General features: G+C 62.3%; 24 protein-coding genes. 5 read left to right on the top strand and 19 right to left on the bottom strand.

Annotation, left to right across the window (positions count from 1 at the left end):
- Positions 1 to 13 precede the first annotated feature (13 nt).
- Both CLV41_RS02685 and CLV41_RS02680 read right to left on the bottom strand, forming a co-directional pair.
- Positions 14 to 2,212 carry a primosomal protein N' gene (locus CLV41_RS02685; protein ID WP_103220718.1) on the bottom strand — a complete coding sequence of 733 codons (2,199 nt, stop codon included), beginning with the start codon at positions 2,210 to 2,212 and terminating at the stop codon, positions 14 to 16.
- 417 nt (positions 2,213 to 2,629) lie between these two features.
- A complete protein-coding gene (locus tag CLV41_RS02680; RefSeq protein WP_103220717.1) occupies positions 2,630 to 3,853 on the bottom strand; it encodes an aminotransferase class V-fold PLP-dependent enzyme in 1,224 nt (407 codons plus the stop codon).
- Between the two features lie 73 nt (positions 3,854 to 3,926).
- On the opposite strand from CLV41_RS02680, the gene CLV41_RS02675 reads away from it, so the two are divergent.
- On the top strand, positions 3,927 to 4,697 hold the full coding sequence (locus CLV41_RS02675) for an IclR family transcriptional regulator (RefSeq protein ID WP_103220716.1): 771 nt from the start codon (positions 3,927 to 3,929) through the stop codon (positions 4,695 to 4,697).
- 2 nt (positions 4,698 to 4,699) lie between these two features.
- Here the strand turns inward: CLV41_RS02675 and CLV41_RS02670 are convergent, their stop codons facing one another.
- The 7 genes from CLV41_RS02670 to CLV41_RS02640 all read right to left on the bottom strand — a co-directional run bounded on the left by CLV41_RS02670 (position 4,700) and on the right by CLV41_RS02640 (position 11,641).
- Positions 4,700 to 5,197: a RidA family protein gene (locus CLV41_RS02670; RefSeq protein ID WP_103220715.1), complete on the bottom strand. Its 498-nt coding sequence runs from the start codon at positions 5,195 to 5,197 to the stop codon at positions 4,700 to 4,702.
- Entirely contained in the window at positions 5,166 to 6,149 is a 984-nt protein-coding gene (locus tag CLV41_RS02665; RefSeq protein ID WP_103220714.1) for an ABC transporter ATP-binding protein, read from the bottom strand. The genes CLV41_RS02670 and CLV41_RS02665 overlap by 32 nt, the downstream gene beginning before the upstream one ends.
- Entirely contained in the window at positions 6,142 to 7,140 is a 999-nt protein-coding gene (locus CLV41_RS02660) for an ABC transporter ATP-binding protein (RefSeq protein WP_103220713.1), read from the bottom strand. Before CLV41_RS02660 ends, CLV41_RS02665 begins: the two co-directional genes overlap by 8 nt.
- Positions 7,137 to 8,246, bottom strand: coding sequence for an amidohydrolase/deacetylase family metallohydrolase (locus tag CLV41_RS02655; protein ID WP_103220712.1), 1,110 nt, complete (start codon positions 8,244 to 8,246; stop codon positions 7,137 to 7,139). Before CLV41_RS02655 ends, CLV41_RS02660 begins: the two co-directional genes overlap by 4 nt.
- 1 nt (position 8,247) lies before the next feature.
- Positions 8,248 to 9,105: an ABC transporter permease gene (locus CLV41_RS02650; RefSeq protein WP_103220711.1), complete on the bottom strand. Its 858-nt coding sequence runs from the start codon at positions 9,103 to 9,105 to the stop codon at positions 8,248 to 8,250.
- A 3-nt stretch (positions 9,106 to 9,108) separates the two neighbouring features.
- On the bottom strand, positions 9,109 to 10,050 hold the full coding sequence (locus CLV41_RS02645; protein ID WP_103220710.1) for an ABC transporter permease: 942 nt from the start codon (positions 10,048 to 10,050) through the stop codon (positions 9,109 to 9,111).
- Between the two features lie 67 nt (positions 10,051 to 10,117).
- The gene (locus CLV41_RS02640; RefSeq protein ID WP_103220709.1) at positions 10,118 to 11,641 is read right to left on the bottom strand and encodes an ABC transporter substrate-binding protein; all 1,524 of its coding nucleotides are present in this window, start codon (positions 11,639 to 11,641) and stop codon (positions 10,118 to 10,120) included.
- Positions 11,642 to 11,919: 278 nt separating this feature from the next.
- Between CLV41_RS02640 and CLV41_RS02635 the strand changes: the two genes are divergently transcribed.
- The 3 genes from CLV41_RS02635 (at position 11,920) to CLV41_RS02625 (ending at position 13,788) form a co-directional block, all read left to right on the top strand.
- Positions 11,920 to 12,879, top strand: coding sequence for a tyrosine recombinase XerC (locus tag CLV41_RS02635; protein ID WP_103220708.1), 960 nt, complete (start codon positions 11,920 to 11,922; stop codon positions 12,877 to 12,879).
- A gap of 145 nt (positions 12,880 to 13,024) precedes the next feature.
- Positions 13,025 to 13,432, top strand: coding sequence for a serine/threonine protein kinase (locus tag CLV41_RS02630; RefSeq protein ID WP_103220707.1), 408 nt, complete (start codon positions 13,025 to 13,027; stop codon positions 13,430 to 13,432).
- Between the two features lie 119 nt (positions 13,433 to 13,551).
- Positions 13,552 to 13,788, top strand: a complete 237-nt coding sequence (locus CLV41_RS02625; protein ID WP_103220706.1) for a hypothetical protein — start codon at positions 13,552 to 13,554, stop codon at positions 13,786 to 13,788.
- 71 nt (positions 13,789 to 13,859) lie between these two features.
- Here CLV41_RS02625 and CLV41_RS02620 read toward each other — a convergent pair whose 3' ends face one another.
- On the bottom strand, positions 13,860 to 14,498 hold the full coding sequence (locus CLV41_RS02620) for a cation transporter (protein ID WP_103220705.1): 639 nt from the start codon (positions 14,496 to 14,498) through the stop codon (positions 13,860 to 13,862).
- Positions 14,499 to 14,576: 78 nt separating this feature from the next.
- On the opposite strand from CLV41_RS02620, the gene CLV41_RS02615 reads away from it, so the two are divergent.
- On the top strand, positions 14,577 to 15,014 hold the full coding sequence (locus tag CLV41_RS02615; RefSeq protein ID WP_103220704.1) for a MerR family transcriptional regulator: 438 nt from the start codon (positions 14,577 to 14,579) through the stop codon (positions 15,012 to 15,014).
- Here CLV41_RS02615 and CLV41_RS02610 read toward each other — a convergent pair.
- The 9 genes from CLV41_RS02610 to sucC all read right to left on the bottom strand — a co-directional run bounded on the left by CLV41_RS02610 (position 15,011) and on the right by sucC (position 26,958).
- Entirely contained in the window at positions 15,011 to 16,546 is a 1,536-nt protein-coding gene (locus CLV41_RS02610) for a hypothetical protein (protein ID WP_146048482.1), read from the bottom strand. The genes CLV41_RS02615 and CLV41_RS02610 overlap by 4 nt on opposite strands.
- A gap of 199 nt (positions 16,547 to 16,745) precedes the next feature.
- Positions 16,746 to 18,149: a dihydrolipoyl dehydrogenase gene (gene lpdA / locus CLV41_RS02605; RefSeq protein WP_103220702.1), complete on the bottom strand. Its 1,404-nt coding sequence runs from the start codon at positions 18,147 to 18,149 to the stop codon at positions 16,746 to 16,748.
- 45 nt (positions 18,150 to 18,194) lie between these two features.
- Positions 18,195 to 18,953 (bottom strand): SDR family oxidoreductase, encoded by a 759-nt coding sequence (locus CLV41_RS02600; RefSeq protein WP_103220701.1) that lies wholly within the window; start codon positions 18,951 to 18,953, stop codon positions 18,195 to 18,197.
- 25 nt (positions 18,954 to 18,978) lie between these two features.
- The gene (lfb1, locus tag CLV41_RS02595) at positions 18,979 to 19,395 is read right to left on the bottom strand and encodes an LIC10280 family protein (protein ID WP_103220700.1); all 417 of its coding nucleotides are present in this window, start codon (positions 19,393 to 19,395) and stop codon (positions 18,979 to 18,981) included.
- 17 nt (positions 19,396 to 19,412) lie between these two features.
- Positions 19,413 to 20,027 carry a LysE family translocator gene (locus CLV41_RS02590; RefSeq protein WP_103220699.1) on the bottom strand — a complete coding sequence of 205 codons (615 nt, stop codon included), beginning with the start codon at positions 20,025 to 20,027 and terminating at the stop codon, positions 19,413 to 19,415.
- Between the two features lie 28 nt (positions 20,028 to 20,055).
- Positions 20,056 to 21,588, bottom strand: coding sequence for a 2-oxoglutarate dehydrogenase complex dihydrolipoyllysine-residue succinyltransferase (odhB, locus tag CLV41_RS02585; protein WP_103220698.1), 1,533 nt, complete (start codon positions 21,586 to 21,588; stop codon positions 20,056 to 20,058).
- A gap of 64 nt (positions 21,589 to 21,652) precedes the next feature.
- A complete protein-coding gene (locus tag CLV41_RS02580; RefSeq protein WP_103221490.1) occupies positions 21,653 to 24,643 on the bottom strand; it encodes a 2-oxoglutarate dehydrogenase E1 component in 2,991 nt (996 codons plus the stop codon).
- Positions 24,644 to 24,849: 206 nt separating this feature from the next.
- A complete protein-coding gene (sucD, locus tag CLV41_RS02575) occupies positions 24,850 to 25,758 on the bottom strand; it encodes a succinate--CoA ligase subunit alpha (RefSeq protein ID WP_103220697.1) in 909 nt (302 codons plus the stop codon).
- Positions 25,759 to 26,958, bottom strand: coding sequence for an ADP-forming succinate--CoA ligase subunit beta (gene sucC, locus CLV41_RS02570; RefSeq protein ID WP_103220696.1), 1,200 nt, complete (start codon positions 26,956 to 26,958; stop codon positions 25,759 to 25,761).
- Positions 26,959 to 26,961: the final 3 nt, after the last annotated feature.

Here is a 26,961-nt window from a genome sequence, read left to right as displayed (position 1 = left end):
CGCCTGGCGGACCTCAGAGAAAGTGCTGCGGGTCGATATCCACCTGGACCCGCAATCCACGGGACGGTTTGGGGCCGCAGGCGAGCCAGTGGCGCAGATAGGACTGCAGGTCGAATTGCCGCGGCGCCATTGCCAGAAGCCGGAAGCGGTATCTGCCGCGCACCATGGCAAGGGCGGCCTCGGCGGGGCCCAGCAGGGTGACGGCCTGGTCGGCGGGCGCGGCTCTTGCCAGAGCGCGTGCGTAGCCTTCGGCGAAGGTCTTGTCGGGACCGGACACGATCACCGCGGCCAGACGTCCGAAAGGCGGCAGCCCGGCGGACCGCCTTGCGTCGATCTCCGCCTTGTAGAAAGCAGCCTTGTCGCCGGAGAGCAGCGCCCGGATGACCGGGTGTTCCGCGCAGTAGGTCTGCAGCAGCCCGATACCGCCGCCATGCACCCGCCCGGCGCGGCCCGTCACCTGGGCCAGAAGCTGAAAAGTCTTTTCCGCCGCCCGCGGATCGCCGTGGGCCAGTCCGAGATCCGCATCGATGACACCGACCAGTTTCAGCTTGGGAAAATTATGACCCTTGGCGACCAGTTGCGTGCCGATGACAATGTCCGCGCCCCCTTCCTCGACGATCTTCATTTCCCGTTTCAGCCGCTCGGGGCCGCCCGGCAGGTCGGAGGACAGGACAAGCGTGCGCGCCTGCGGAAAAAGGTCGGAGACTTCTTCCGCGATTCTTTCCACCCCCGGACCGCAGGCCACCAGGGTATCCACCCCCTGACAGGACGGGCATTTGTCGGGAACCTTCTCGAAATGACCGCAATGGTGACAGACCAGTTTTTTCTGGAAGCGGTGCTCCACCAGCCAGGCGCTGCAATGGGCGCACTGAAACCGGTGGCCGCAGGTGCGGCACAGGGTCAACGGCGCGTATCCGCGCCGGTTGAGAAACAGAAGCGACTGACCGCCCGCGGCAAACGTGTCCTTGAGGGCATGGACAAGCCGCGGCGCCAGCCACCGCCCCCGTTCGGGCCCCTCCACCCGCATGTCGATGGCATCCAGCTCCGGCAGATCGGCCCCTGAAGCGCGTTCGGGCAATTCAAAGAGCTCATAACGGCCGAGGTCGGCATTGACCCGGCTTTCGACGGACGGTGTCGCGGAGGCCAGCACGACAGGAAATTTCGACAGGTGGCCGCGCACCACCGCCATGTCCCGCGCGCTGTAGGGCACCCGGTCGTCCTGCTTGAAGGCGGCGTCATGCTCCTCGTCGACAATGATCAGTCCCAGTTCCCTGAAGGGCAGGAACAGCGCGGAACGCGCCCCGATCACGACGCGGACATCGCCGGAGGCAACGCCCCGCCAGACCCGCGTCCGGTTCTTCACCGTGATCTCCGAATGCCATTCGGCGGGATAGACACCGAAACGCTGTTCGAAGCGGCGCAGAAACTGTTCCGTCAGGGAAATCTCCGGAAGCAGGACGAGCGCCTGCCTGTCCCGGCGCAGCGCCTCGGCGATCGCTTCGAAATAGACCTCGGTCTTGCCGGAGCCCGTCACTCCGTCGATCAGGCTCACGCTGCCGGTGGCCGTGTCGAAACATTTCACCAGACCTGCCACGGCCGCCTCCTGGGCGGGGGTCAGCGTCTTGCGGGCATAGTCCAGCTGAGGTTTCGGCGGAGGCGGCGCCGCCGGCAGCAGGACGGCTTCCAGGACATTGTGATGGAGCAGACCGTCGATCACCGAAGCCGAGACCCCGGCGGCATGGGCCAGGCCGCTTCTGGTCCAGGCAAAACCGTCTTCCATGGTTGCCAGCACCCGGCTGCGGGCGGCAGTGGACCGCTCCGGTTCGGCGCCCTCGATCCGGCGCACGCCCGGGACAGGCGCTTCCGGCTCCAGGGCCTCCTCCGACCTCAGCACCATGCGCAGGACCATGCCCGGCGCGCCGAGGGTCCAGTTCGCGACCCAGTCCACGAACCGGCGCAGATCCTTGTCGAGCGGCGGCGTGGTGTCATAGACGCGTGAGATATATTTGAGCTTGTTCGGGTTGATGGCGGCGTCCGGCTCGATGTCCCAGACAGCCCCGATCACTTCACGCGAGCCGAGCGGAACCTTGACAATCGTTCCGGGCACCACGGACTGGCCCGGCGGAACCTTGTAGGTATAGGCCCCCGGCACAGCGACGGGCACCAGGACGCTGGCAATCGTCTCCTTGATGTCTGGATCATCGAACAGCACGGCAGATCAGGTCCCTGTTAGCGACGGTTGGTGTTACCACCTTCCGCCGGTGGCGCATTCCGCCGTGTTTCAGGTTCACCCGTCATTGCCCGGCCGCCGCGCCCGCGCAAGACTGTCCGCGCGTGAGATACGCGCCGCAGGGAATTCATCCACCGGAGAATCAGGCGTTCTTCTCGTCATGTTCGCAGGGTAAAGAAAGCGCCTCCGGCAGCGCAACTGTTTTGCCCGGCTTCAGATATACGGCACAGGCGGCCGTTGAAGCTCCTCGGAGATCAGTCGGTCAATCCGCGCTTTTCAGACCTTCGCCCGAATATATCGGGCCTGTTGAAAGCCCCTACCGGATCGGCGGAGGTTCAATCGAAATGGAATGAACGTCCGCCGATCGATCCCAAGATGCTCCGGCGCGTTGCCGATGGGTCATTTGTCTTCCAGCCAGGCGAGATAACCTCCAACGCCGCCATTGCGCGCGCGCGCCAGATCGCTCTCGCGCTCACAAATGGTGTCGCCTGAACGCAGGACTTCCCGCAACGTGTCGATGACGATCGCCGATTGACCGGGCAGAAGGTTGCAGGGATCGAGCTGGAAGTACCCCAGCTCGACTTCGTGATCGCGTACAATCAAGGCCGGATCCTGCTCGGAAAAGGCGCGGGCGAAGGCCGCCGCCGTTGTTCCGGCTTTCGCCGGGTCGACATTCACCTGCAGCCGGCTGAGCGGATTTCCCGTCGGATCGGCAACGATTTGCGCCCCGATGCCGGGGATGTCCGCTATTGCCGCGCGCCAGCTCTCCAGTGTCTCCGTTTCCCGGGCGCGCGCCGCCTCGTGGTCGCGGTTCATCCAGTCCTCCATCGCCGCGATCGCGCCGGCAATGCTTTCCTTGCCGATTTTCATACCGCGTCCGATTGAGATGTTCTGCAAATATGCGGCACGCACGAGGTCTTTGCGGCCGGCGACAATACCGCCCGTCGGGCCGCTCAAGAACTTGTGCGCGGAGTAAATCGCGATGTCCGCGCCGGCGGCGATGAACCCCTTGAGGTCATATTCCGAAGCGGCATCGACAATGACGGGCACACCCGCTTCACGGCAAATCGCGGCGAAACGCGGGAAAGGGATCTGACCGTAGTGGACGACGTGATGCGAGACGACATAAAGCGCCGCGGCGGTCCGTTCGCCAAGAGCACCGATCAGCTGATGGTCCATCGTCAGCGTGGACTGGCCGACCGCTCGCGGGGTGGCGCCGGACAGGGCGATGGCGGTTTCAATCGGAGCTCCGTAACCACACAGGTGACCGAGCTGGACGACCACTTCGCTTTTCGGACCCGGGGTGACGGGCAGCGCCTCGGCGCGGGCCGGGTCGAAGCCCGTCATGGCACCGGCAACGGCCAACGTAATACCGGCGCCGGCCGAAGCGGTGAGAAAACCCGCCTCGGCGCCGGTCAGGCCGGCGATTGTCCTGCTGGCGCGGGCCTGCAATTCGTGTATTCCCACGAAGTGCCGGGTCGCCTCGCACATTGCATCGCGTACCGTCTGCCCCGTAACCGAAGCGCCCAACCCGGTCATCGTTCCCGAAACGTTGATTATCCGGCGAAAACCGTTCCGGTTGTGCCAGGTCCACAATTTGTCCTTGTCGGTCGGCAGCGACATTCCAGTCTCCTTGTCAACGCTCACGCTTTTCCATAATTATGATACACGTACCCTATCAGAGAGAATCATCGCCATGCCCGATGCCAGGCGCAAACGAACCAGCGGAATCGACCGGTCGCTGCAGATCATGGATGTGCTGACTGACGGGCAGAAGCCCATGACGGCTTACGAGTTGTCCAAAGCGACCAAAGCCCCCATTTCGACCGTATACCGGCTGGTGGACGAACTTGTCGAACGGGACATGCTGTCGCGCGGCGAAAATTCCGCGATCTGGCTGGGACCCCGGCTGATGCGATACGGGCTCGTCTACCGGGCGAATATGGACATGTTCAGCGAAGCGCGCCGAGAGATGAACACGCTCTGCCAGAGGACGGGCGAGACCGTCCAGATTTGCGGCCGGGACGGCGACATGATGGTGGTTCTCGCCATGGCCAACGGCGACGGTCATTTCCGGGTCACCTCGGATGTGGGAACGCGTGTCCCGCTGAACTGGACCGCTTCGGGCCGGCTTCTTCTGGGGCATCTGCCCGACGAGGAGAGGGTCGAAATTTTCTCCAAGTCAGCGAGCCCGTCCGAAACGGGCAGGGCTGAAATCGATCCCTCGGCACTGGCCAAACAGTCGCGGGCCGATTTCGAAGCCAATCTTGCCATCCAGATCAGCAATTCGGAATACTCCGTTGCCTGCATCGCCGCGCCGATACGCGACATGAGCGGGGCCTGCGTTTTAACAATGTCGGTCGTCCTGTCCGAACAGCGCGCGCGGGAAAGAAAGAGCGAGCTTGTCGATCTGGTGCAGAAGTCCGCGCTTGCGGTTGAACGCGTGTTGGGAAGCAAAGCCGCCTGAAATCACTGGACCGGTCCCTCGGCCAGTTCGAAGATCGCGTCGATCTCCACGGTGATCCGGTTCGGGAGCGAGGCAACTCCGAACGACGTTCTGGCATGCACCCCACTTTTTCCGAAGACACCGGCAATAAGGTTCGACGCTTCGTCGATTATCGCCGGATGCTCGGCAAATTCGGGTGTCGCGTTGACCAGGCCCTGCAGTTTGACCACGCCGGCAACCTGATCAAGGCTGCCGCAATGGGCGCGGAGCGCCGAGAGAATGTTCAGAGCCACGAGCCTGGCATGCTGACGCGCCTCGTCGACACTGACGTCAGCCCCAACGGTACCGGTGCGCAGCACGCCTTGAGCGTCGACGGGCCCCTGCCCTGACACGTAGACCATTCCGCCCGCACTGCGCGCGTTGCAGAACGATCCGATCGGATTCGGCGGGCTTTGGGGCAGAGTCAGCCCCATGTCCCGCAGGCGCGCTTCAGGGGTGTTGGATTGGAGAAGTTGGCTCATACCTTGCCTCGGTTCTTATACAGTAAGATTCATGATGGCTTCCGCGGCTGATGGGGGGCGGAACGGTGCGGGAACATTCATCGAGCGCCATGGGGCATCTCGTTCGAAACACACAGCCCGAAGGCGGCGAAAGCGGGCTCGGGATGTCACCCTTCAGGTGGGACCGTTCCGCGTGCCGCGCCGGGTCGGGAATCGGAATCGCTGAAAGCAGAGCCTGCGTGTAGGGATGCGCCGGATCGCGATAGAGCGCCTGCGACGGACCGATCTCGGCTATCTTTCCCAGATACATCACGATGGTCTGGTCGCAGAGATACTCGACCACGGAAAGGTCATGCGCGATAAAAAGCATCGTCAGGTTGCGCCGCTCGCGCAGGTCCAGAAGCAGGTTCAAAACCTGTGCCTGGATCGAAACATCGAGTGCGGAGACACTTTCGTCCGCCACAATGAATTCCGGTTCGAGCGCCAGCGCCCGGGCGATGCCGATCCGTTGCCGCTGGCCGCCGGAAAACTCATGCGGGAAACGGTGCATGTGATCGGCTTGCAAACCAACCTCTTCAAGCAGGGCAACGACGCGATCCTTGCGGTCACGCCTGGTGCCGACGCGATGCGCGACCAGCCCCTCGGCGACGATCGCGCCGACTTTCAGCCGAGGGTTCAGCGACGATACCGGATCCTGGAAGATGATCTGCATGCGTTTGCGCATGTCGCGCAGCTCCCGCGCATCGAGACGGTTGAGGTCCTGGCCATCGAAGATGGTGCTCCCTCCGGTCGGCTCGATGAGTCGCAGGAGCACGCGCCCGAGTGTCGTCTTGCCCGATCCGCTTTCGCCCACGAGCCCCGTGATCGAGCCGCGCGGGATGTCGAAGCTCACGTCATTGACCGCGTGCACCTTGCCGGCGGGTGTGGAAAAGGATTTCGTCAGGTTCCTGACCTGGACCAGCGCGTCAGGCATTCCCGGCAACCTCCCGGGTCTTGAAGCAGGCCACATCATGCCCGGTGTGGAAGGCTTCCAGCACGACCGGTTTCCGGCACTCCTCGCCTGCCCAGCCGCAGCGCGGCGCGAACGCGCATCCTGGCGGCATCGCGGACAGGGACGGCACCGTACCGGGGATCGGCACAAGCCGCTGGCCCGGATCGCGGCCTGGCCGGGGGATCGAATTCAAAAGCCCGCGCGTATAGGGATGGCTCGGATTCGCGAAGAGGTCACCTGCCGTGGCGCTCTCCACGATCGTGCCCGCATACATCACCGCAACATCGTCCGCCATTTCCGCGACCACTCCCATGTCGTGGGTGATGAAGAGGATCGACATGCCCAACTCGTGCTGAAGGCGCCGCATCAGGTCGAGGATCTGTGCCTGAATGGTGACATCGAGTGCCGTGGTCGGTTCATCCGCGATCAGCAGTGCCGGATTGCAGACCAGTGCCAGCGCGATCATCACGCGCTGGCGCATGCCGCCCGACAACTCATGCGGATAACTGTCGAGACGCGAAGCGGCGGCGGGTATCTCGACCAGCTCCAGCATTTCAAGCACGCGTCCGCGCCGCGCGGCGGCATCCAGATCGCTGTGCAGCATCAGCATTTCGCCGATCTGGTCGCCGACCGTAAAAAGAGGATTGAGCGAGGACATAGGCTCCTGAAAGATCATCGACATCTCAGCGCCGCGGATGTTGCGGTAGGCGCGTTGCGACAACCCGTTCAGTGCCAGCTCGCCACCGTTTTTCCGGCGATAGACGATGGCTCCGCCGGTGATCTCGCCATTGCGCGGAAGCAGCCCCATAATGGACAACGAACTGACGGACTTGCCGGAACCGGACTCGCCGACCAGCGCGAGGGTGCGTCCCGCGCCGAGTGAAAAACTGACATCGCGAAGCGCGGTCACACTGTGGTGGCGTGAGCGGAAATCGACCGTCAGATTGCGAACCTCGAGCACTGGCGCGGTCATGGCTGCCGCCTTGTCGCCTGCGCCAGCGACTGTCCGATGACCGTCGAGTGAGGGACCAGCACACGCTCCAGCACCATGTTGTTGCCAAGACTGTCATTCACTGGGATTTCGTCATCCTCCAGCCCGAAAATCGTGAAATCCGCCCGGTTGCCGATCCCGGCGCCGCGCGGCAGGCCGAGAATTCCGCGTGGACGGTTTGTGATCGCCTCGATACAGGCGTCGAATTCCATCCCGACCGCCAACAGCTTCGAAGCCGTCAGCGCAAGGTCATGGACCGGACCGCGGATATTTCTCAAATGCAGGTCGGTCGAGATCGTGTCGGGCAAAAAGCCTTCGCCGATGGCGCGCCGGGCGGTCTCGAAATGAAAGGAGGCCTGGCCGTGGCCGATATCCATCACCACACCCTGCTTTTGAAGCTGCCGCGCCTGCTCGAAAAGCTTGCGCGTGTCCGATATCGACCCTGCCTTCTTGCCGTTGAAGCAATGGGTGACGATGTCGCCCGGGCCGAGGATATCGAAAACCTCATCGAGGAGCGGCGGCGGCTCACCGACATGAACCATCAGCGGCAGGCTGGCGATCTCCGCCACACGCTTGGCGATTTTCGCCGGCGTTATGCCCCAGCTCCCCACAATGACGCCCGAGGCCCGGACCTTGATGCCGCAGATAACATCGCGATTCGCCTCGACCGTCTCGAGCGACCGGTCGATGTCGATCGAGCGCAGGTCGATCAGTTCAGACACGCGATTACAGGCCACCAGACCGATCGAGCCGATGTTGAGAAAGGCGCGGATCGTTTCGGCGGCTGGGTCGATCACGTATTCACGCAAACCATGGAAATTGGCTTCGCCCGCCGACCCCGCGTCGGCCATTGCCGTAACACCGGTGCCGCGTCCGGCCTCGTCCGCGCGAACCGAGATGTCGGTGCCGCCATGCCAGACATGGACATGCAGATCGCACCAGCCCGGCGAGAGAAAACGGCCGCCGCAGTCTACGGTCTCGGCACCGTCAACCGCCTCGGCACAGACGTTGCCGTCGTCGCCGATGAATATTTTCCCAGCGGTTTCGACATGTCCGACTGGCTTAAAATTGGTGAGCGTCAACGCCATGTCAGAGTTCCTTCGCCAGCCTCGGGTCCATCGCGTCCCGCAGTCCGTCGCCGATCAATTGCAGCGACAGGACCGAGACCGAGATCGCGATACCCGGAATGAAAATCAGGAAAGCCGCCTGATCGATATATTGCCGTCCCTCGTTGATCATCGTGCCCCATGTCGGGGTCGAAGGGTCGACACCGACGCCGAGGAAGGACAGCCCCGCCTCGGCGAGCATGGCATAGGCGAAGATGAAGGTGCCCTGCACGATGATCGGCGACAGGATATTGCGCAGCACATGGTTGAACATGATCGACAGCGTCGACGATCCCAACGCCCGCGCCGCCTCGACATAGGGCAATTCCCGGATCACCAGCGTCGAGGCGCGGACGATGCGCGCAATGCGGGGGGCGTAGACGATCGACAGCGCGATGATGACATTCACCATCGACCCGCCCAGGATCGATACCAGCGCGATGGCGAGCAGGATGTCGGGAAACGCCATCATCGCATCGATCAGCCGTGACAACGCACCGTCGAGCCGCTTGAAGAACCCGGCGCTCAGGCCGATCGCTATGCCGATGACCGACGAGATGAGCGCGACGCCCAGCCCGATGCCAAGCGAGACCCGTCCGGCGTAGAGCAGGCGTGACAACACATCGCGTCCGAAGGCGTCGGCGCCAAGCCAGAAATCCGCGCCCGGCGGAGTCAGCCGGCTTCTGACCGACATCCTGTCGGGATCCGAGGGAGCGATAAAACCCGCGAACACGCACAGGGTCAGAATAAGGACGAAGATTGCCAGCGCCACCGGCACCGCGCGGCGCGAGAACAGGAGGTCTAGAAACTTCGGCTCGCCAGCAAATGATGTTCCGGCCATGGCTCAGTATTTCACCCGCTTGTCGACCAGAAGGTAGAGCAGGTCGGTGATGAGATTGATGACGACATAGAGCGTCGCCACGACGATCAGCGTGCCCTGGATCACCGGATAATCCCGCCGGAGCACGGCTGACACCACGAGGTTGCCCATGCCCGGAATATTAAACACCCGTTCGGTCACCACCGCACCGGAGACCAGAAGCGCGAAGGTCAGGCCGATGACGGTGATGATGGGGATCGCGGCGTTCTTCAGCGCGTGCCGCAGCACGACGCGCCGCTCGCCCATGCCTTTGGATCTGGCGGTACGAATGTAGTCCTCACCGAGAATGTCGAGCATCGAGGCGCGGGTGAAGCGCAGGATCAGCGCCGAGTTAACGATGCCGAGGACGATGGACGGCAGGATCAGGTGGCGCATGCGTTCGAGGAAATCCGCGCCCGGTTCGCCATATCCCGCGGCGGGGAACCAGCCGAGCTCGGTTGCGAGGTAACGCTGGAACATCAGGCCGGTCCAGAAACTCGGCACGGATGCCGCGAGCATGGCGATTGAGATCGCGCTCTGGTCGGCAAACGAACCGCGTCTGTAAGCGGCATAAATGCCGATGGGCGTTGCGATGAGTAACGCGAAAGTGAGCGAAAACAGCGACAGGAAGATCGTCGGCTCGGCCCGCGCGGCCAGGATGCTGGTGACGGGCTGGTTGAAGAATATCGATGTGCCGAGATCGCCCTGGAAAGCCGCCGCGGCGAAGCTCAGATACTGGATCAGGATAGGCCTGTCGAGACCGAGCCGCACCCTGAGTTCGGCCGCATCTTCGACCGTCGCCTCGGGACCCAGCATCAAAGCGGCCGGATCGCCGGGCGCCAGCCGCACGATCACGAAGGCGATCGTCAGAACCATCAGGATGACGACCAGCATGCCGACGAAGCGGCGGAATAGATAATACGGCATTGCAAGACACCTGAACGCGGAAAAAAACGAGAGCCGGCGGAGGAAACACCGGCTCTCGCAGACTGGCCTAGTTGGTTTTCGCGTTCCAGAAGAAAGGCCAAGGTGACGGGGTCACACCGGTCAAGCCGGACTTGTGTCCCATAAGGGCGTTGAAGCCGCCGATCTTGATGAAACCCACATCCTCGAAGACCTGGCCCTGAAGCTGGCTGAACAGTTCCTGCCGCTTGGCTGTGTCGGTTTCGGTGGTGAAGGCGGTCAGGATGGCATCTTTTTCCTCGTTGGCCCAGCCAAGCCGGGAGGTCGGCGCATACATGCTGGTCAAGGCCGGTTCCGGCAAGAAGGGCGAATGGGTGATGTAGATATCCCAGAGCGCCGGGTCGTTCCGCCTCTGCCCGAGGGTTGCCCAGTCGACCACGTCCATCTGCACTTTGAAGCCGGCCGCTTCGAGCGCAACCTTCGCAACCTCGGCCATCTTAAAATGGAACTCGTACTGGCGTGATGTCAGAATTCGCAGCGGCGTGCCGTCATATCCCGCCTGCTTGAGAAGGTCGGCGGCCTTGGCCTGATCGTTCTGGTTATAGTTCTCGATGCCGGCATCGTTGCGCCACGCCCAGCCTTCCGGATAAAGCGGCCCGTCGACGACGAAGAAGTTGTCGTCGCCGAAGGCGGCGAAGAGCATGTCATCGATTGGCAGCGCTGCCTGGAGCGCCTTGCGGATCTCCAGATCGGTCAGCAGCCCGGCCTTGTGATTGATCGCGAAGATCGGCCAGCCGAAGGGCTTCAGAAGCATCGGCTCAGCGCCTTCGGCAGTTTCCAGACGCGCATAGGATTCGGCCGGAAGGCTGTCGGCGAAATCGTACTGGCCGGACAGGAGTCCTTCGACCCTTGTATTAGGATCGGGCACCGGCAGGAAGCGGATTTCGTCGGCAATCTGCTGGCGCGCGCCGGCGGCTCCGTCCGAAGCTTCCTCTCTTGAAACGTAACCGTCAAAACGGCCAAGCTGGATGTATTGATCCGGCACGTGCTCGATCAGCCGATACGGTCCCGTGCCCACGACCTGGTCAATCGTTTCGCCGAGAATCTCCTCGGGATAGATCGCCGCAGCGCTGTTTGAAAATGCCAGCAGAGACAGAAGCGGCGAGTATGCCTCATTCATGCGGATTTCAATCTCGTAGGGACCGGTGGCCACGACGTCATCGATCTTGTCGGCCACGCCCTTGCCCCGTGTCGCGACCTCAAGCCAGCGCTTGAGGGACGCGACGACATCGGCGCTGTCCATTGCCGAGCCGTCGTGGAAAGTGATCCCCTCGCGCAAAGCGATCTTGTAGGTCTTTCCGCCATCGCTGATTTCCGGCAAATCCTTGGCCAGGAGCGGTGCGACCGCCCAGGTGTCGTCGAAGGTGAACAATGTCTCGACGAGATGCTGAGTGACGATGCTCACCACATCCTTGGTAGACATCATCGGGTCGAATGTATCCGGCTCTCCGACAATCGCGACATTTATCTCTTCCGCGTAGGCCGGAATGGACAGGCTCGCGCCCATCAAGAAGGCAGCGGCGAACCTGGACGCAACAGGATGTGGAATTCGCATTTCATACTCCCTTATTAGGTAATATATATCCTAGTAAGGTAATCTTTACCGAATTTAATCATTGCGTCAAGGGCACTTGATCCACCGGTCTTCCATGCCTCCTGCGTGACGATGCGAAACGCCAGAATGTGAAGCGCCTGAGGGACAGATCCTGCCCGCGAAAAGGCAGACCGCCCGGCGTGGGCGTCCGGGCGTTTGCAGCCGACAGAGGAAGACCCTGTATAAAATACGCAAGCCCGTTAACCGAACCGTACAAGCTTCCGGGTCACACTGACGGCATGTGCGCGCAAACAGCAGACAAGGATGCCCTTCTCGTAACGGCCAGGCCTGATCTCAATCAGCGTGTGGGACTCTGGCTCGACCATCTGTCGGACGAGCGGCGCCTCTCCGACAAGACGCTGCTTGCCTACGAACGCGACCTGCGGCAATTCCTGCGCTTCCTGACCGGGCATCTCGGCGGCGCGCCCTCGCTCAAGGATATCGCCGCGCTCAGGCCCGCCGACTTCCGAGGATTTCTGGCAAGCCGCAGGCGGCAGGGCGTTCAGAGCCGATCGCTTGCCCGCGGACTGGCGGGCATCCGGTCCTTCCTGAGATTTCTGGAGCGCCGCGGCGAGGTGAATGCCGCCGCCTCCGCAGCGGTTCGTCCGCCGCGTCAGGCCCGGTCCCTGCCCAAGCCGGTGTCCTCGAAAGACGCCATCGGCATCACCAGCGGCGATCTGGCCATGGAAAGCGAAGCCTGGATCGAAGCGCGCAACGCCGCCGTCCTGACCCTGCTTTACGGCTGCGGCCTGCGCATTTCCGAAGCCCTGTCGCTCACCGGCAAAATGGCTCCCGGGCACGGCACCAGGACCTTGCGGATCGTCGGCAAGGGGCGCAAGGAGCGGATCGTGCCGATCCTGCCCGTCGTCAGCGAGGCGGTCGAACAGTACCTGAAGCTCTGCCCCTATGCGATCGGTCCGGAAGGCCCGCTGTTCCTGGGCGCGCGGGGCGGGCCGCTGAACCCGCGTCTGATCCAGTTGGCGATGGAGAAGCTGCGCGGCGCACTCGGGCTTGCCGACAGCGCCACACCGCACGCGCTGCGGCACTCTTTCGCGACGCATCTTCTGGCGGGCGGCGGCGACCTCAGAACCATTCAGGAACTGCTCGGGCATGCGAGCCTTGCCTCCACGCAGATCTATACGGAGATCGACAGTGCACATCTCCTGAGCGCTTACGACAAGGCACATCCGCGGCGTTAGGGTACGGACCCCAGATCAGCCTGAGGTCAGGTCACCCGGGTTAAATGAGAAAGAGCCAAGGGTTGGCGGCATGGGCGGCAAACGGTTAGAGTTTTGCCGGGAGGCCGTCAGCCTGCCGATCCGTGCCGCAATCAGGAGAGTGCGAATGCGTCTGATTATTCTCGCCGCCGGCCTTCTTCTGCTGTCATCCGCTGCCTCGCTCGCGCAGGAGCGCGTCTACTGCCCGCTGCCGGAAGACGGCATCTGGATCAACAAGGACGCGGAGCCGAAGCAGATCAGCCGCGTGGAGATCGAAAGCCGGTGCCAGGACGAGCAGGTTCATGTGCGCGCGCGCGCATTCACCTCCTGCATTCCACGCGATTGCAAATGGGGCTGGACGGAGGCCGGGCGGCGGTCGGACGGGGCAATCCAGGTGCTTCTCATCGGTTTTTTGAGCAGCAAACAGCTCACAATGAAGGTCTTCGGCGACATGCTCGATGTTCATGTGATCAACATCACCAACGACTTGTCTCAACCGCGCATTGAAAAAACCTATAATCTCACGCGGAAATGATCCCCACCGTTACCCTTTACCACCGGCTTTCGCCTCTTTGTGCTTGCCAAACGGGCGTGCCGCCCTACTCTTTTCTTTATTGCGCGAAGTTGCGCAGTGATACAAACGGAGGGGTATAGATGCGTCTATTGACCACTGGTATCGCGGCCCTCGCCCTGACAGCATTTGCGGTCGCGCCGGCAAGTGCCTGTCCCTGGGACAAGACCGCTCAAGCCAAGCAGAAAATGACGGTCGCGGAAGTGACAACGCTGCCGCAATTCGACACCGAAGCCGCCATCGCGACCAATGATCTGAGCGATGAAACACTCCGGAAAATGTCTGTCCTGCCGGTTCCGGGCGAAAAACCCGCCGAGTGATCAGGACTTGAAGAATTGCTCCAAGCTACCCGCTGCTCCGCAGCGGGTCTTTTTTGTGCCGACCCAATGTCTCAGGTCTGGGTCGCGACATGCGCCGTGTTGTGGCGATATTCCCCGATGGCCTGTCGGAGGATCTGGACCGAGGAGCTGAGAAAGAGGCTTGCCATCAGCCCGGCAACGATCAGGTCCGGCCAGGCAGTGGCGGTTCCCCAGACGCCCAGGGCCGCCAGCATGACGGCAACATTGCCGATCGCGTCGTTACGCGAGCACAGCCAGACAGAGCGCACGTTGGCGTCGCCGTCCTTGTAGCGGACCAACAGCAGAACGCTGGCGAGATTGGCGGCAAGCGCCATAAATCCGACAGACCCCATGACAGCGGCTTGCGGAACACCGAGCGTGAAAACATGGTAAAGCGTCGAGCCCGCAACCCAGGTCCCCATCAAAAGCAGGCTGGCGCCCTTGGCAAGCGCCGCCAGCGAGCGGGTCTTCAAGGACGCCCCGATCACGGCGAGGGAAAGGCCGTAGGTGGCCGCGTCGCCGAAGAAATCCAGCGCATCCGCCTGAAGGGATTTCGACCCGGCGGCCTGGCCGGCAACCATTTCAACGGCGAACATGCCGGCATTGAGCGCAATGACCAGCCAGAGACGGCGGCGGTAATCCCGCGACAGGCCGTCGAAAGTTCCGTGAGAATGTCCGCAACATGCGCCCATAAATAGCTCCAATGCACTTGAAATCCTGCTTCTGAAGCCTTGTAATCCCTATAGCGACTAGAGCTTCAAGAGGTCTTCATGGATTTTTCGATCGGGGATTTGGCAAAGCGGACCGGCGTCAAGGTGCCGACCATCCGCTACTATGAAAAGGAAGGCCTTCTCGATGTGCCGCTGCGCACGGAGGGCAACCAGCGGCGCTACCGCGCGGCGGATCTGGACCGGCTCGGCTTTATCCGGCATTGCCGCGATCTCGGCCTGCCCATGCCGGCCATCCGCGACCTGATCGAACTGGGCCAGCATCCCGACAAGCCCTGCCGGGAAGCGGACCGGATCGCCGCCACCCAGCTGCAATCCGTGCGCGAGCGCATCGCCCATCTGAGGAAGCTCGAGGCGGAACTGGTGCGGATCGCCGCAAGTTGCCAGGGAGCGCATACCGTGACCGACTGCAACGTCCTCAAAGCCTTCGGCGATCACAGTCTCTGCCGGGACGATCACCATAAACCGATAAAGACCTAATCGGCGACCAGCGGCCGCGGCGCGGCCTCCTCGCCGAGAGCCTGGACCCTCACCACGCCCGACCGCCGTTCCAGCCGCAGGATCGACCAGCGTTTTTCAGGCAGGCGGCAGGATTGGCGGCCGAGGAGGCAGGGAATTTGCGGCACGTGCCGGTAATCCGGCCCGGCGAAAGTCTTTTGCGCAACGTCGTGACGCCCCCTGAGGTACCCCCGCAGCGTGTAATCGCTGATATACCAGACATCGCCCTCGCCAAGTTCCGCCATCGATGTCGGGCGGCCCTTCGGGAAGGTGCCTCCCCACGTCCAGGACAGGGCGCCGCCGGTTTGCTGGTCCAGAAAATGCTGGGCCATGGTCTCGTCGATGAAAACCCGCCGGCCTTCCGCGAGATCCTGACGATAAGCCGCTGTGACCACCTCCCGGTTTCCGATGTCTTGGGAAAAAAAATAGAAACTGAGGAAATTGGCGGAAAGGACCAGGAACACAGTGGCGAAGACCGCCGCCTTGGCACCGGCCCATCTATGCGAAAACGCGGCGTCCACGACCATCAGGAACACCATGGAAGCCGCCAGGTTGCGCACAAGCGCCTTGTCGTGCAGAAACGCCGCAAGAAGCTGGCCGGCGGCAAGGCTCAGGCAGACCGCGGAAGCGACCCGCGATTTGCGGAAAAGAAACGCGGCCGCACCAGCGTAAAGAAACGCGCGAATGACCGCCTCGCCATTCACCCCGCCGCCCGTCGAGCGGCCCGCATGATAGGTAAACTGCCGCAGAAATTCCGCAAACTCGAAATCGATGGAAACCGCGAACACGGTCAAGGCGATGGCAAGGGCGGCCCATCCCTCGACCATGATCCTGACGGGACCGGCCTGCCGGGACACCAGCCTCCAGGTTTCAAGCACAGCGATCGCGCCAAGACTCCAGGCGAAGAGCGCGGGTGCGGCAAGCGGCGCGATACCCAGGAGAGCCTTTCCAAAGATACCGGCCGCGGTGACCCGCTTCGCCCGAACCCGGTCTCCCGACACGGCCCTGACCGGCAACGGCAGGGATACGAGCAGGCCGAGCAGCCAGATCAGCGCGCCGCTCAACTCAAGCCGGAAGCCGGCAATCACATACATCGGTGCGAACAGAAGCGGTGTGAAGAGCGCCGCGAGCCGAAGGTTGAGTTTGAGGCAGAGGAGCACGAAGATCAGGCTGGTGAGCACGTAGCAGCCGAATTCGAAGAGCACGAGTGTCGCGGTTCCCGCACCCGCCACGGCAAAGAACCAGCCCGCGAAAACCAGATGAAGACGCGGCTGCAGATGATAGCTCTCCAGACCCGGAAACTGAACGGCCAGCAGGGGGTTCCAGTGCCGTCCGCCGGACGCGAATTCCAGTGCCCAGGGCACGAAGAACAGATCGTCCACATTGGCGATGGTCTGTTCCGGCCAAAAGAACACCAGCCCGCAGATCGCCGGCAGAAGCACTCCGGCAATGGCAATCAGCCAGGCCGGTGACAGCCCCAAAGATCCGCTTTTTTCCACCACCGTCTGTTTCATGGGGTCACCCGTGAATATCCCGGAGCCAAACCCATAAACACCATTTGCTGGAATATGCCGCCGTCCCGGATCTCCACTTTACGCCGGACTGGAGGGCAATGTGCAAATCTGTCAAGAAAACAGCCGCAGATCTTGTCGCTCAAGAGCCTGCGGCTGAAAATCTTCATCCTTCACCCGCAGCCCCGGCGCGGGCCGGTCCTCAGGAGTGGATCGACTTGAAGAAAGCGCCCAGGGCTGCTTCCTTGACGGATTCCGACATGGTCGGATGGGCATGGCAGGTCCGGGCAAGATCTTCGGAAGAGCCGCCGAATTCCATCAGCACGGCCGCTTCATGGATCATCTCGCCGGCTCCGAAGCCGAGAATATGCACACCCAGGACCTCGTCGGTCTTGGCGTCGGCCAGGACCTTGGCAAAGCCGTCGGTCTTGTTCATCGCGCGCGCGCGGCCGTTTGCGGAGAAGTTGAACTTGCCGGTCTTGTACTCGATGCCGGCGGCTTTCAGTTCCTCTTCGGTCTTGCCGACGGAGGCGACTTCCGGCTGGGTGTAGACGACGCCCGGAATGACATTGTAGTTCACATGGCCGGCCTGTCCCGACAAGATCTCGGCCAGCGCGACGCCTTCGTCCTCCGCCTTGTGCGCCAGCATCGGACCGGCGACGACGTCGCCGATGGCATAGATGCCGTCGACATTGGTCTTGTAGTGGGCGTCGATCTGAACGCGGCCGCGGTCATCCAGCGCCACACCGGCCGTATCCAGTCCCAGACCCTCGGTATAGGGACGGCGGCCGATGGCGACCAGAACGATGTCGGCTTCCAGAACTTCCTTGTCGCCGCCCTTGGCCGGCTCGACGGTGACCGCCAGACCCTTGCCCTTTTTCTCGACACCGGTGACCTTGGAGGAGAGCTTGAATTCCATGCCCTGCTTTTTCAGCATGCGCTGGAAGTTCTTGGAGACATCGCCGTCCATCGGCCCGAGGATCTTGTCCATGAATTCGACCACGGTGACCTGGGACCCGAGCCGGTTCCAGACCGAACCGAGTTCAAGACCGATCACGCCACCGCCGACGACAAGCAGCTTGCCCGGCACCTTTTCAAGGTCCAGCGCGCCGGTGGAGGAGACGATCAGTTTTTCATCGATTTCGACGCCCGGCAGCGGCATGACGTCGGAGCCCGTCGCGATGACGATGTTTTTGGTATCAAGAACCGTCGCCGCGCCGTCTTCTCCGGTAACCTCGACCTTGCCCTGGCCCAGGACCTTGCCCGTTCCGGTGTGCACGTCGATCTTGTTCTTTTTCATCAGGAAGGCGACGCCGCCGACATTGGCGTCGACCACATCGCTCTTGTGCTTCATCATCACCGGCAGGTCGAGCTTGGGTTTGGGCACCTTGACGCCGATCTGCTCAAAGCCGTGACCGGCTTCCTCGAACATTTCCGAAGCATGCAGCAGGGCCTTGGAGGGGATACAGCCGATATTCAGGCAGGTGCCGCCGAGCGTTGCGCGTTTTTCGACGACAGCCGTCTTCAGACCGAGCTGCGCGGCCTTGACCGCGCAAACATAGCCACCCGGGCCGGTTCCGATGATGACAAGATCATATTGGGACATGTTGGGCCGCCTTTGCCTCTTTAAGTGTGCGTCCAGGAATCTGGATCATGGTAGGATTGCCCGGCCTCCGGAAACATCCAGAATTGCGCCGGTCGTGTAACTTGAAAGGTCTGACATCAGCCAGACAATCGCATCGGCCACCTCTTCGGCGGAGCCCGCGCGTTTCATCGGCAGTCGGGACTGGAGCTCGGCCACCCTGTCGGGCGCGCCGCCCGAAGCGTGGATCTCCGTATCGATAATCCCCGGACGGACCGCGTTCACGCGGATCCCCTCCTGCGCGACTTCCAGCGCCAGTCCGACGGTCATGGTGTCGATCGCCCCTTTCGCCGCCGCGTAGTCGACATACTGGTTCGGCGAACCGAGCTTGGAGGCCGCCGAGCCGAGATTGACGATCGTCCCTCCTTTGCCGCCATGGCGGGTCGACATCCGCCGAACCGCCTCGCGGGCACACAGGAACGATCCGAAGACATTGATGGAGAACATCCGGGTCAGGCGCTCGAGAGACATTTCGTCGACGCGCCGCGAAAGATCGACAACACCCGCGTTGTTGACCAGACCCGTCAGGGTTCCGAGCCTGTCGGCTTCGCTGAACAGGTTCAGGACATCCGCCTCTTTGCCGACGTCGCCCTGGATTGCCACGGCCGAGCCGCCGGCAGCCCGGATTTCACCGACGAGTTTGTCGGCCGCGCCGGCATTTTGAGCGAAATTGACAAGCACTTTCCGGCCATTCGCCGCAAGCTTGCGGCAAACACTGGCCCCTATTCCGCGGCTTCCGCCGGTGACTATGACAATCTCTTCAGACATTCCGCCTCCGGTTGAGGCCGTTCATTCAGTTGAGGGGACGAAGCGTTTCCGATGCCTTGCCGGCCGCCCAGGTACCGGAAAGAGTTCCATCGGCGTTGATGGTGTAGAATACGGGATCGGATTCACCCCAGTCGATGACAAGCCTGTTGCCGGTAAGCGGTCCCTGACCGTGGAAAGTCTGGCCGGAGATCGTCCAGCGGAAGAAGGCCGTATCGCCCTTGACCGTGATGGTCACGCCGCCCTCGTAGCGGGTTCCGTTGGGGTTCAGCCCCTGGACGGAATAGGCGCCCTCGATCTGCGGAGCAAAGACGGCTTTGGGAGCCGCATGGGCCGGCGCCGGTGCGCCGCCCGTCAAGGGCATGGCCGCGAACACCGCACAGGCGCCCAGTATCAGCGCGCGCGCGTATGTCTTGCATCGTCGCGTGAAAGTCCGGTTTGCCAAGAGCGCCTCCCGTCGCATTATTGACCGGCCAAGGCCAGCCGCAGGCCGAAGCCGGCAAAGGCCGCGGCAACCGTCCGGCGCATCCACACCATGACCGTATCGCTGCGCAGAACCCTTTCGCCCACCAGCGAGGCGAATTGTCCGTAAATCACGAAGACCGCGAAGGTCATGGCCATGAAGACCCCGCCGAGGAACAGCATGTCGAGCGTCGGGTTGAGCGCTTGCGGGCTGACGAACTGCGGCAGGAAGGCGAGGAAGAACACGGTCAGTTTCGGATTGAGAATGTTGATCAGTAATCCGGTTCGCGCGGTCGCCACGTAACTTGCGCCCGCGCTCCTGTCGGCTTTCATGTCCAGCGGACCGTTGTCCTTCAAAGTCTGCCAGGCGAGATAAAGCAGATAGGCGACACCGGCATATTTGACCGCCTGAAACACCAGCGCGCTGGTATGCATCAGCGCCGCCAGACCGATGACGGAGGCCAGGATCGCCGGGATGATGCCGAGCGTGCAGCCGAAGGCGGCGGCGACAGATGCCTGCCGCCCCCTGCCGAGACCGACCGCCACCGTGTAGACGACACCGGTTCCGGGAACCAGCACCACAATCAGCGCGGTGATCAGAAAATCAAGGCTCATCTACCGGTTTCTCCAGGGTCTTTCCGGATCAGAGATCCAGAACCAGGCGCTGCGGATCTTCCAGGCTTTCCTTGACACGAACCAGGAAGGTCACCGCTTCCTTGCCGTCGACAACCCGGTGATCGTAGGAAAGCGCCAGATACATCATCGGCCGGATCACCACCTGACCGTTCACCGCCATCGGCCGCTCCTGGATCTTGTGCATGCCCAGAATGCCGGACTGCGGCGCGTTGAGGATGGGCGACGACATGAGCGAACCATACACCCCGCCGTTGGAGATGGTGAAGGTGCCGCCGGTCATGTCAGCCATGCCGAGTTTGCCGTCCCGGGCTTTCCTGCCGAGATTGCCGATTTCCTGTTCGATCTCGGCGATGGACATCTGGTCGGCATCGCGCACGACCGGAACCACCAGGCCCTTGTCGGTGCCGACGGCCACGCCGATGTGGCAGAAGTTCTTGTAGATGATGTCGGTGCCGTCGATCTCCGCATTGACCGCCGGGATATCCTTCAGGGCATGGGTCACCGCCTTGGTGAAGAAGCCCATGAAGCCCAGCTTGACGCCATGCTTCTTCTCGAACAGATCCTTGTACTGCTTGCGCAGTTCCATCACAGGGCCCATGTCCACCTCGTTGTAGGTGGTCAGCATGGCGGCGGTGTTCTGGGCGTCCTTGAGGCGGCGGGCGATGGTCTGGCGCAGCTTGGTCATGCGCACGCGTTCCTCGCGCGCCTCGTCCTGGGCCGCGACCGGACCGCGGGAAACCTGCGCCGGCGCAGGTGCGGAAGCGCTTGCCGTCGCGCCGGAGGCGATCGCTCCGATGACGTCGCCCTTCAGAACCTGCCCGCGCTTGCCGGACCCGGCGAGCTGACCGGAGGAAAGACTGTTTTCCGCCATCATCTTGGCGGCCGACGGAGCCGGAGGCATGGAAGAACCGGCGGATACGGCCTGAGCGGGTTGGGCCTGAGCAGGTTGGGCCGGCTTGCTTTCGGCCGGAGCCGCCGCGGCGCCTTCTCCCGAAGGATCGATCTGGCACAGCAGAACACCCGGTTCGACGGTGGAGCCGGTTTCAGCGGCGATCCTGACCACCTTGCCGGCGACCGGTGCCGGAACTTCCTGGGCCGCCTTGTCGGTTTCCAGTTCGACGAGCGTGTCGTCGGCCTTGACCATGTCGCCGACCTTGACGCTCCATTCACCGACTTCCGCCTCGGTGACTGATTCACCGGCGCTCGGCGTGACGACATCGACGAGTTCGGCCTTTTGAGATTTCGCTGCAGGCTTGCTTTCCGCCTTCGCAGGAGCGGCTTCGGCCTTGGGAGCGGCGGCAGCGCCCTCGGCGATCTGGCCCAGCAGCGCACCGACTTCGACCGTATCGCCTTCCTTCACCAGGATGCTTTCCAGAGTGCCCGCCGCCGGAGCGGGGACTTCCACGGTGACCTTGTCGGTTTCCAGTTCAACGAGCGGCTCGTCCTGCTGGACGGCCTCACCGGGTTTCTTGAACCACTGTGCGATCGTTGCTTCTGAAACGGATTCTCCCAGCGTGGGCACGCGAATTTCGGTTGCCATGGTCGCCTTCTCTTAAAATTACCTGGCCAGTTTTTGAAAGAGGGCCCGAAGGCCCTCTCAACGATTAGTTTCCAAGAGCCTCTTCGAGGAACGCCTGCAGTTGAGCCAGATGCGCGGACATCAGACCGGTTGCGGTCGAAGCCATGGCGGCACGGCCCGCATAGCGCGGACGCTTGTGCCTGGCGTCGATCTGTCCGAGTACCCATTCGATATAGGGCTCGACGGAGAACCAGCAGCCCATGTTCTGGGGTTCTTCCTGACACCAGACCATCTCGGCCTGCGGGAAGCGGGCAAGTTCGAGCATCAAGGCCTTTTTCGGGAACGGATAAGGCTGTTCGACACGCAGCAGGTAGACGTCGTTGATGCCGCGCTTTTCCCGCTCGTCGTAAAGATCGTAATAGACCTTGCCCGTGCACATGACGACGCGCTTGATCTTGTCGTCCGCAACCAGCTTGGTTTCCGAAGCGGGATTGTATTCCGCATCGTCCCACAGCAGCCTGTGGAAGGAGGAGTCCGGTCCGAATTCGGCGATCGTGGACACCGCCCGCTTGTGGCGCAGGAGGGACTTCGGCGTCATCAGGATCAGCGGCTTGCGTATTTCGCGGCGCAGCTGACGGCGCAGGATGTGGAAATAGTTTGCCGGGGTCGAGCAATTCGCGACCTGCATGTTGTCTTCCGCGCACATCTGCAGGAAGCGCTCCAGCCGCGCGGAAGAGTGTTCGGGCCCCTGGCCCTCATATCCATGCGGCAACAGGCAGACGAGGCCGGACATACGCAGCCACTTGCGTTCACCCGAGGAGATGAACTGGTCGAACAGCACCTGTGCCCCGTTGGCGAAATCGCCGAACTGGGCTTCCCAGAGGGTCAGGGCACGCGGCTCGGCCAGCGAATATCCGTATTCGAAGCCGAGCACCGCTTCTTCCGAAAGCATCGAGTTGATGACCTCGTAGCGCTGCTGCGTGCCCGGCGCGACGTTGTTCAGAGGAATGTAGCGGCTTTCATCCTCCTGGTCGTAAAGCACGGAATGGCGCTGCGAGAAGGTGCCGCGTTCGCAGTCCTGTCCCGACAGGCGCACCGGATGGCCTTCCTTCAGGAGCGAACCGAACGCCAGCGCCTCGGCCGTCGCCCAGTCGATGCCCTCGCCGGATTCGATCATGCGTTCGCGGTGCTTCATGAACCGGGCGATGGTGCGGTGGATGTTGAAACCCTCCGGCACACGGGTCAATGCGCGGCCGATCTCCTTGACTTCCTCAATCGGCAGTCCGGTCTGGCCACGGCGCGGATCGTCCTCGTTATCCGCGCGCTTCATGCCGGCCCACTTGCCGTCCAGCCAGTCGGCCTTGTTCGGCTTGAAGGCCTGGCCGGAATCGAACTCATCGTCCAGGTGCTTGCGCCAGTCGGCCTTCATCCGGTCGACTTCTTCCTGGCTGAGGACACCTTCCTTGATCAGGCGCTCGGAATAAAGCTGCAGGGTCGTCGCGTGTTTGCGGATCTTGCGGTACATGATCGGCTGCGTGAAGGCCGGCTCGTCGCCCTCGTTGTGGCCGAAACGCCGGTAGCAGATAATGTCGATGACCACCGGACGATGGAAGGTCTGCCGGAATTCAATCGCGATCTTGGCCGCGAACACCACGGCTTCCGGATCGTCGGCGTTGACGTGGAAGATCGGCGCTTCGATCACCTTCGCCATGTCGGACGGATAGGGAGAAGAGCGGGAAAAACGCGGATTGGTGGTGAAGCCGATCTGATTGTTGATGATCACATGGACCGAGCCGCCTGTGCGGTGGCCGCGCAGGGCCGACAGGCCGAAACATTCGGCAACGACGCCCTGGCCGGCAAAGGCCGCGTCGCCATGCAGAAGCAGCGGCAGAACCGTGCCGCGGTCGACTTCCGTGGTGTCGATGAATTTGCCGTCCTCGGCCGAGGAGAGCTGGTCCTGCTTCGCGCGGGCCTTGCCGAGCACCACCGGGTTGACGATTTCCAGATGCGAAGGGTTCGCCGTCAGCGACAGGTGTACGTTGTTGCCGTCGAAAGTCCGGTCGGAGGAAGCGCCGAGGTGATATTTCACATCGCCGGAGCCTTCCACATCGTCCGGCGCGGCGGAACCGCCCTTGAACTCGTGGAAGATGGCCCGGTGCGGCTTTCCCATCACCTGGGAGAGAACGTTCAGCCGGCCGCGGTGCGCCATGCCCAGAACGATATCCTTCAGACCCAGCTGGCCGCCGCGCTTGATGATCTGCTCAAGAGCCGGGATCAGCGCCTCGCCGCCGTCCAGGCCGAACCGCTTGGTGCCGGTGTATTTGACGTCCAGGAATTTTTCGAACCCCTCCGCCTCGACCAGCTTGTTCAGGATCGCCTTCTTGCCCTCGGCCGTGAATTCGACGTGCTTGTCCGGTCCCTCGATGCGTTCCTGAATCCAGGATTTGGCCGCCGGATCGGAAATATGCATGAATTCGACGCCGAGCGTCGAACAGTAGGTCCGCTTCAGGATATCCAGCATCTCGCGGATAGTGGCGTATTCGAGACCGAGAACATGATCGATGAAGATCTTGCGGTCCCAGTCGGTTTCCGTGAAGCCGTAGGAAGACGGGTGCAGTTCCTCGTGATCGCCCTTGCCGGCGAGCCCGAGCGGGTCGAGATCGGCATGGAGATGGCCGCGCATGCGGTAGGCGCGGATCATCATCAGGGCGCGGACGGAATCGCGGGTCGCCTGATGAACTTCCATTTCCGAAACAGGTTCGCCGCCGGCTTCGGCCTTCTTCTTCAGCTTTTCGCCAAGCTTCTGTTCGATCGGCGCCCAATTGCCGTCAAAGGCGTTGACGAGGTCGCCATTGGCCTCGATCGGCCAGTCCTTGCGTTTCCAGGTTGCTCCACGCGCTTCCTTCAGCACGGCTTCCTTCTCGTCCTGAAAGGACGCGAAGAAATCCCGCCACTCGGCTTCCACCGAGTTCGGATCCGTCTTGTACTGTGCGTAGAGGTCTTCGATATAGGCTGCGTTGGCGCCGTAAAGCAACGACGTCAGTGCGAATACGTTGTTCGCTTCCTGCCGTGCCATGTCCATCTAGCGGAGGGCTGCTCCGCCCTTTTTGTTATGGCGAGCCGTAATTGGCCCGCGGCCGGTTCCCTACAAAGACCGGTATATAAACACCGGCCCCCTCGAAAATCAGTTGCGGCACTGTTTTCGCGCCGCGACCCATCCTTCCATCATGCAGCAGGAAACGTAAACAGTTTACGTCCCCTGCCGCAAAGAATTCTTGGATATCAACCCTTCAAGACCCCGAGAAGCGTCTCGCCGAGCTTCGCGGGAGATGGCGACACCCTGATGCCGGCCTCTTCCATCGCAGCGATCTTGTCTTCCGCACCGCCCTTGCCGCCGGAAATCACCGCGCCTGCATGGCCCATGGTGCGGCCCGGAGGCGCGGTCCGTCCGGCGATGAAACCGGCCATAGGCTTCGAACGGCCCTTCTTCGCCTCATCCATCAGGAACTGGGCGGCCTCTTCTTCCGCGGAGCCGCCGATCTCGCCGATCATGATCATCGACTTGGTCTCGTCATCGGCCAGGAACATTTCCAGAATGTCGATGAATTCGGTGCCCTTGACCGGATCGCCGCCGATGCCGACGGCGGTCGTCTGGCCGAGACCTGCATTGGAGGTCTGGAAGACGGCCTCGTAGGTCAGCGTGCCGGAGCGTGAAACAACACCGACGGAGCCTTTCTTGAAGATGGAGCCCGGCATGATGCCGATCTTGCACTCTTCCGGCGTCAGGACGCCCGGACAGTTCGGGCCGAGCAGGCGGGAACTGGATTTATCCAGCCTTGCCTTGACCTTGATCATGTCGGCCACCGGGATGCCCTCGGTGATGCAGACGATGAACGGGATCTCCGCATCGATCGCCTCGATGATCGCGGCGCCCGCGCCTGCCGGCGGAACGTAGATCACGGAAGCGTCGGCGCCGGTTGCCTCCTTGGCTTCGCCCACGGTGGCGAAGATCGGCAGCTCGGCTGCGCCCTCGACGCCGGAGGACCAGGTCTCGCCACCCTTCTTGGGATGGACGCCGGCCACCATCTTGGTGCCGTAATATTCAAGTGCCTGTTCCGTGTGGAACGTGCCGGTCTTGCCGGTCAGGCCCTGAACGATGATTTTCGTGTCTCTATTGACGAGGATGGACATTCACGCGCCCTCCTTCACGGCTTTCACGATTTTCTGGGCGGCGTCGTCGAGATCGTCAGCGGCAATGACGTTCAGGCCGCTTTCGTTGATGATCTTCTTGCCGAGTTCCACGTTGGTGCCTTCCAGGCGGACAACGAGGGGAACCTGCAGGCCGACTTCCTTGACGGCCGCAACCACGCCTTCCGCGATCACGTCGCAGCGCATGATGCCGCCGAAGATGTTGACCAGGATGCCCTTTACCTTCGGATCGGAGGTGATGATCTTGAAGGCTGCCGTCACCTTCTCCTTGGAGGCACCGCCGCCGACATCGAGGAAGTTGGCCGGCTCGGCGCCATAGAGCTTGATGATGTCCATGGTCGCCATGGCCAGGCCGGCGCCGTTGACCATGCAGCCGATGTCGCCATCGAGGGCCACATAGGCGAGATCGTGTTTGGACGCCTCGATTTCCTTGGCGTCCTCCTCGGTCTCGTCGCGCAGGGCGAAGATGTCCTCGTGGCGGAAAAGCGCGTTGCCGTCGAAAGAGACCTTGGCGTCGAGCACGCGCAGACGGCCGTCCTTCATGACGATCAGCGGGTTGACTTCCAGAAGGCTCATGTCCTTTTCGACAAAGGCCTTGTGCAGGATCGGGAACAGCTTCATGCCGTCCTCGCGGGCGGCACCGGAAAGCTCAAGCGCATCGCAGAGCTTGCCCGCGTCCGCCGCGGTCACGCCGGTGTCCGGATCGATCGGCAGGGTGATGATCTTTTCCGGGGTCTCTTCGGCAACCGCCTCGATGTCCATGCCACCTTCGGTGGAGACGACGAAGGCCGGCCGGCCGACGGTGCGGTCGACCAGAATGGAGAGATAAAGCTCGCGCTCGATGTCGGCGCCGTCTTCGATATAGAGACGGTTGACGACCTTGCCCGCGTCACCGGTCTGCTTGGTGACCAGCGTATTGCCGAGCATGTCCTGCGCATGTGCCTTGACTTCATCCAGAGAGAAAGCCAGGCGGACACCGCCCTTGGCGTCGGCGGGAAGTTCCTTGAACTTGCCCTTGCCGCGGCCGCCGGCATGGATCTGGGACTTGACGACCCAGAGCGGGCCCGGAAGGCTCTTGGCAGCAGCTTCGGCTTCGTCGGCTGAAAAGATCGCAACGCCCTCGGCCACCGGTGCGCCGAATTCCTTCAGCACGGCCTTGGCCTGGTATTCATGAATATTCATGTG

The organism is Roseibium marinum (assembly GCF_002906165.1).
In the GTDB taxonomy this organism is placed as follows: domain Bacteria; phylum Pseudomonadota; class Alphaproteobacteria; order Rhizobiales; family Stappiaceae; genus Roseibium; species Roseibium marinum.
This window is presented reverse-complemented; position numbering and strand designations above follow the sequence as displayed.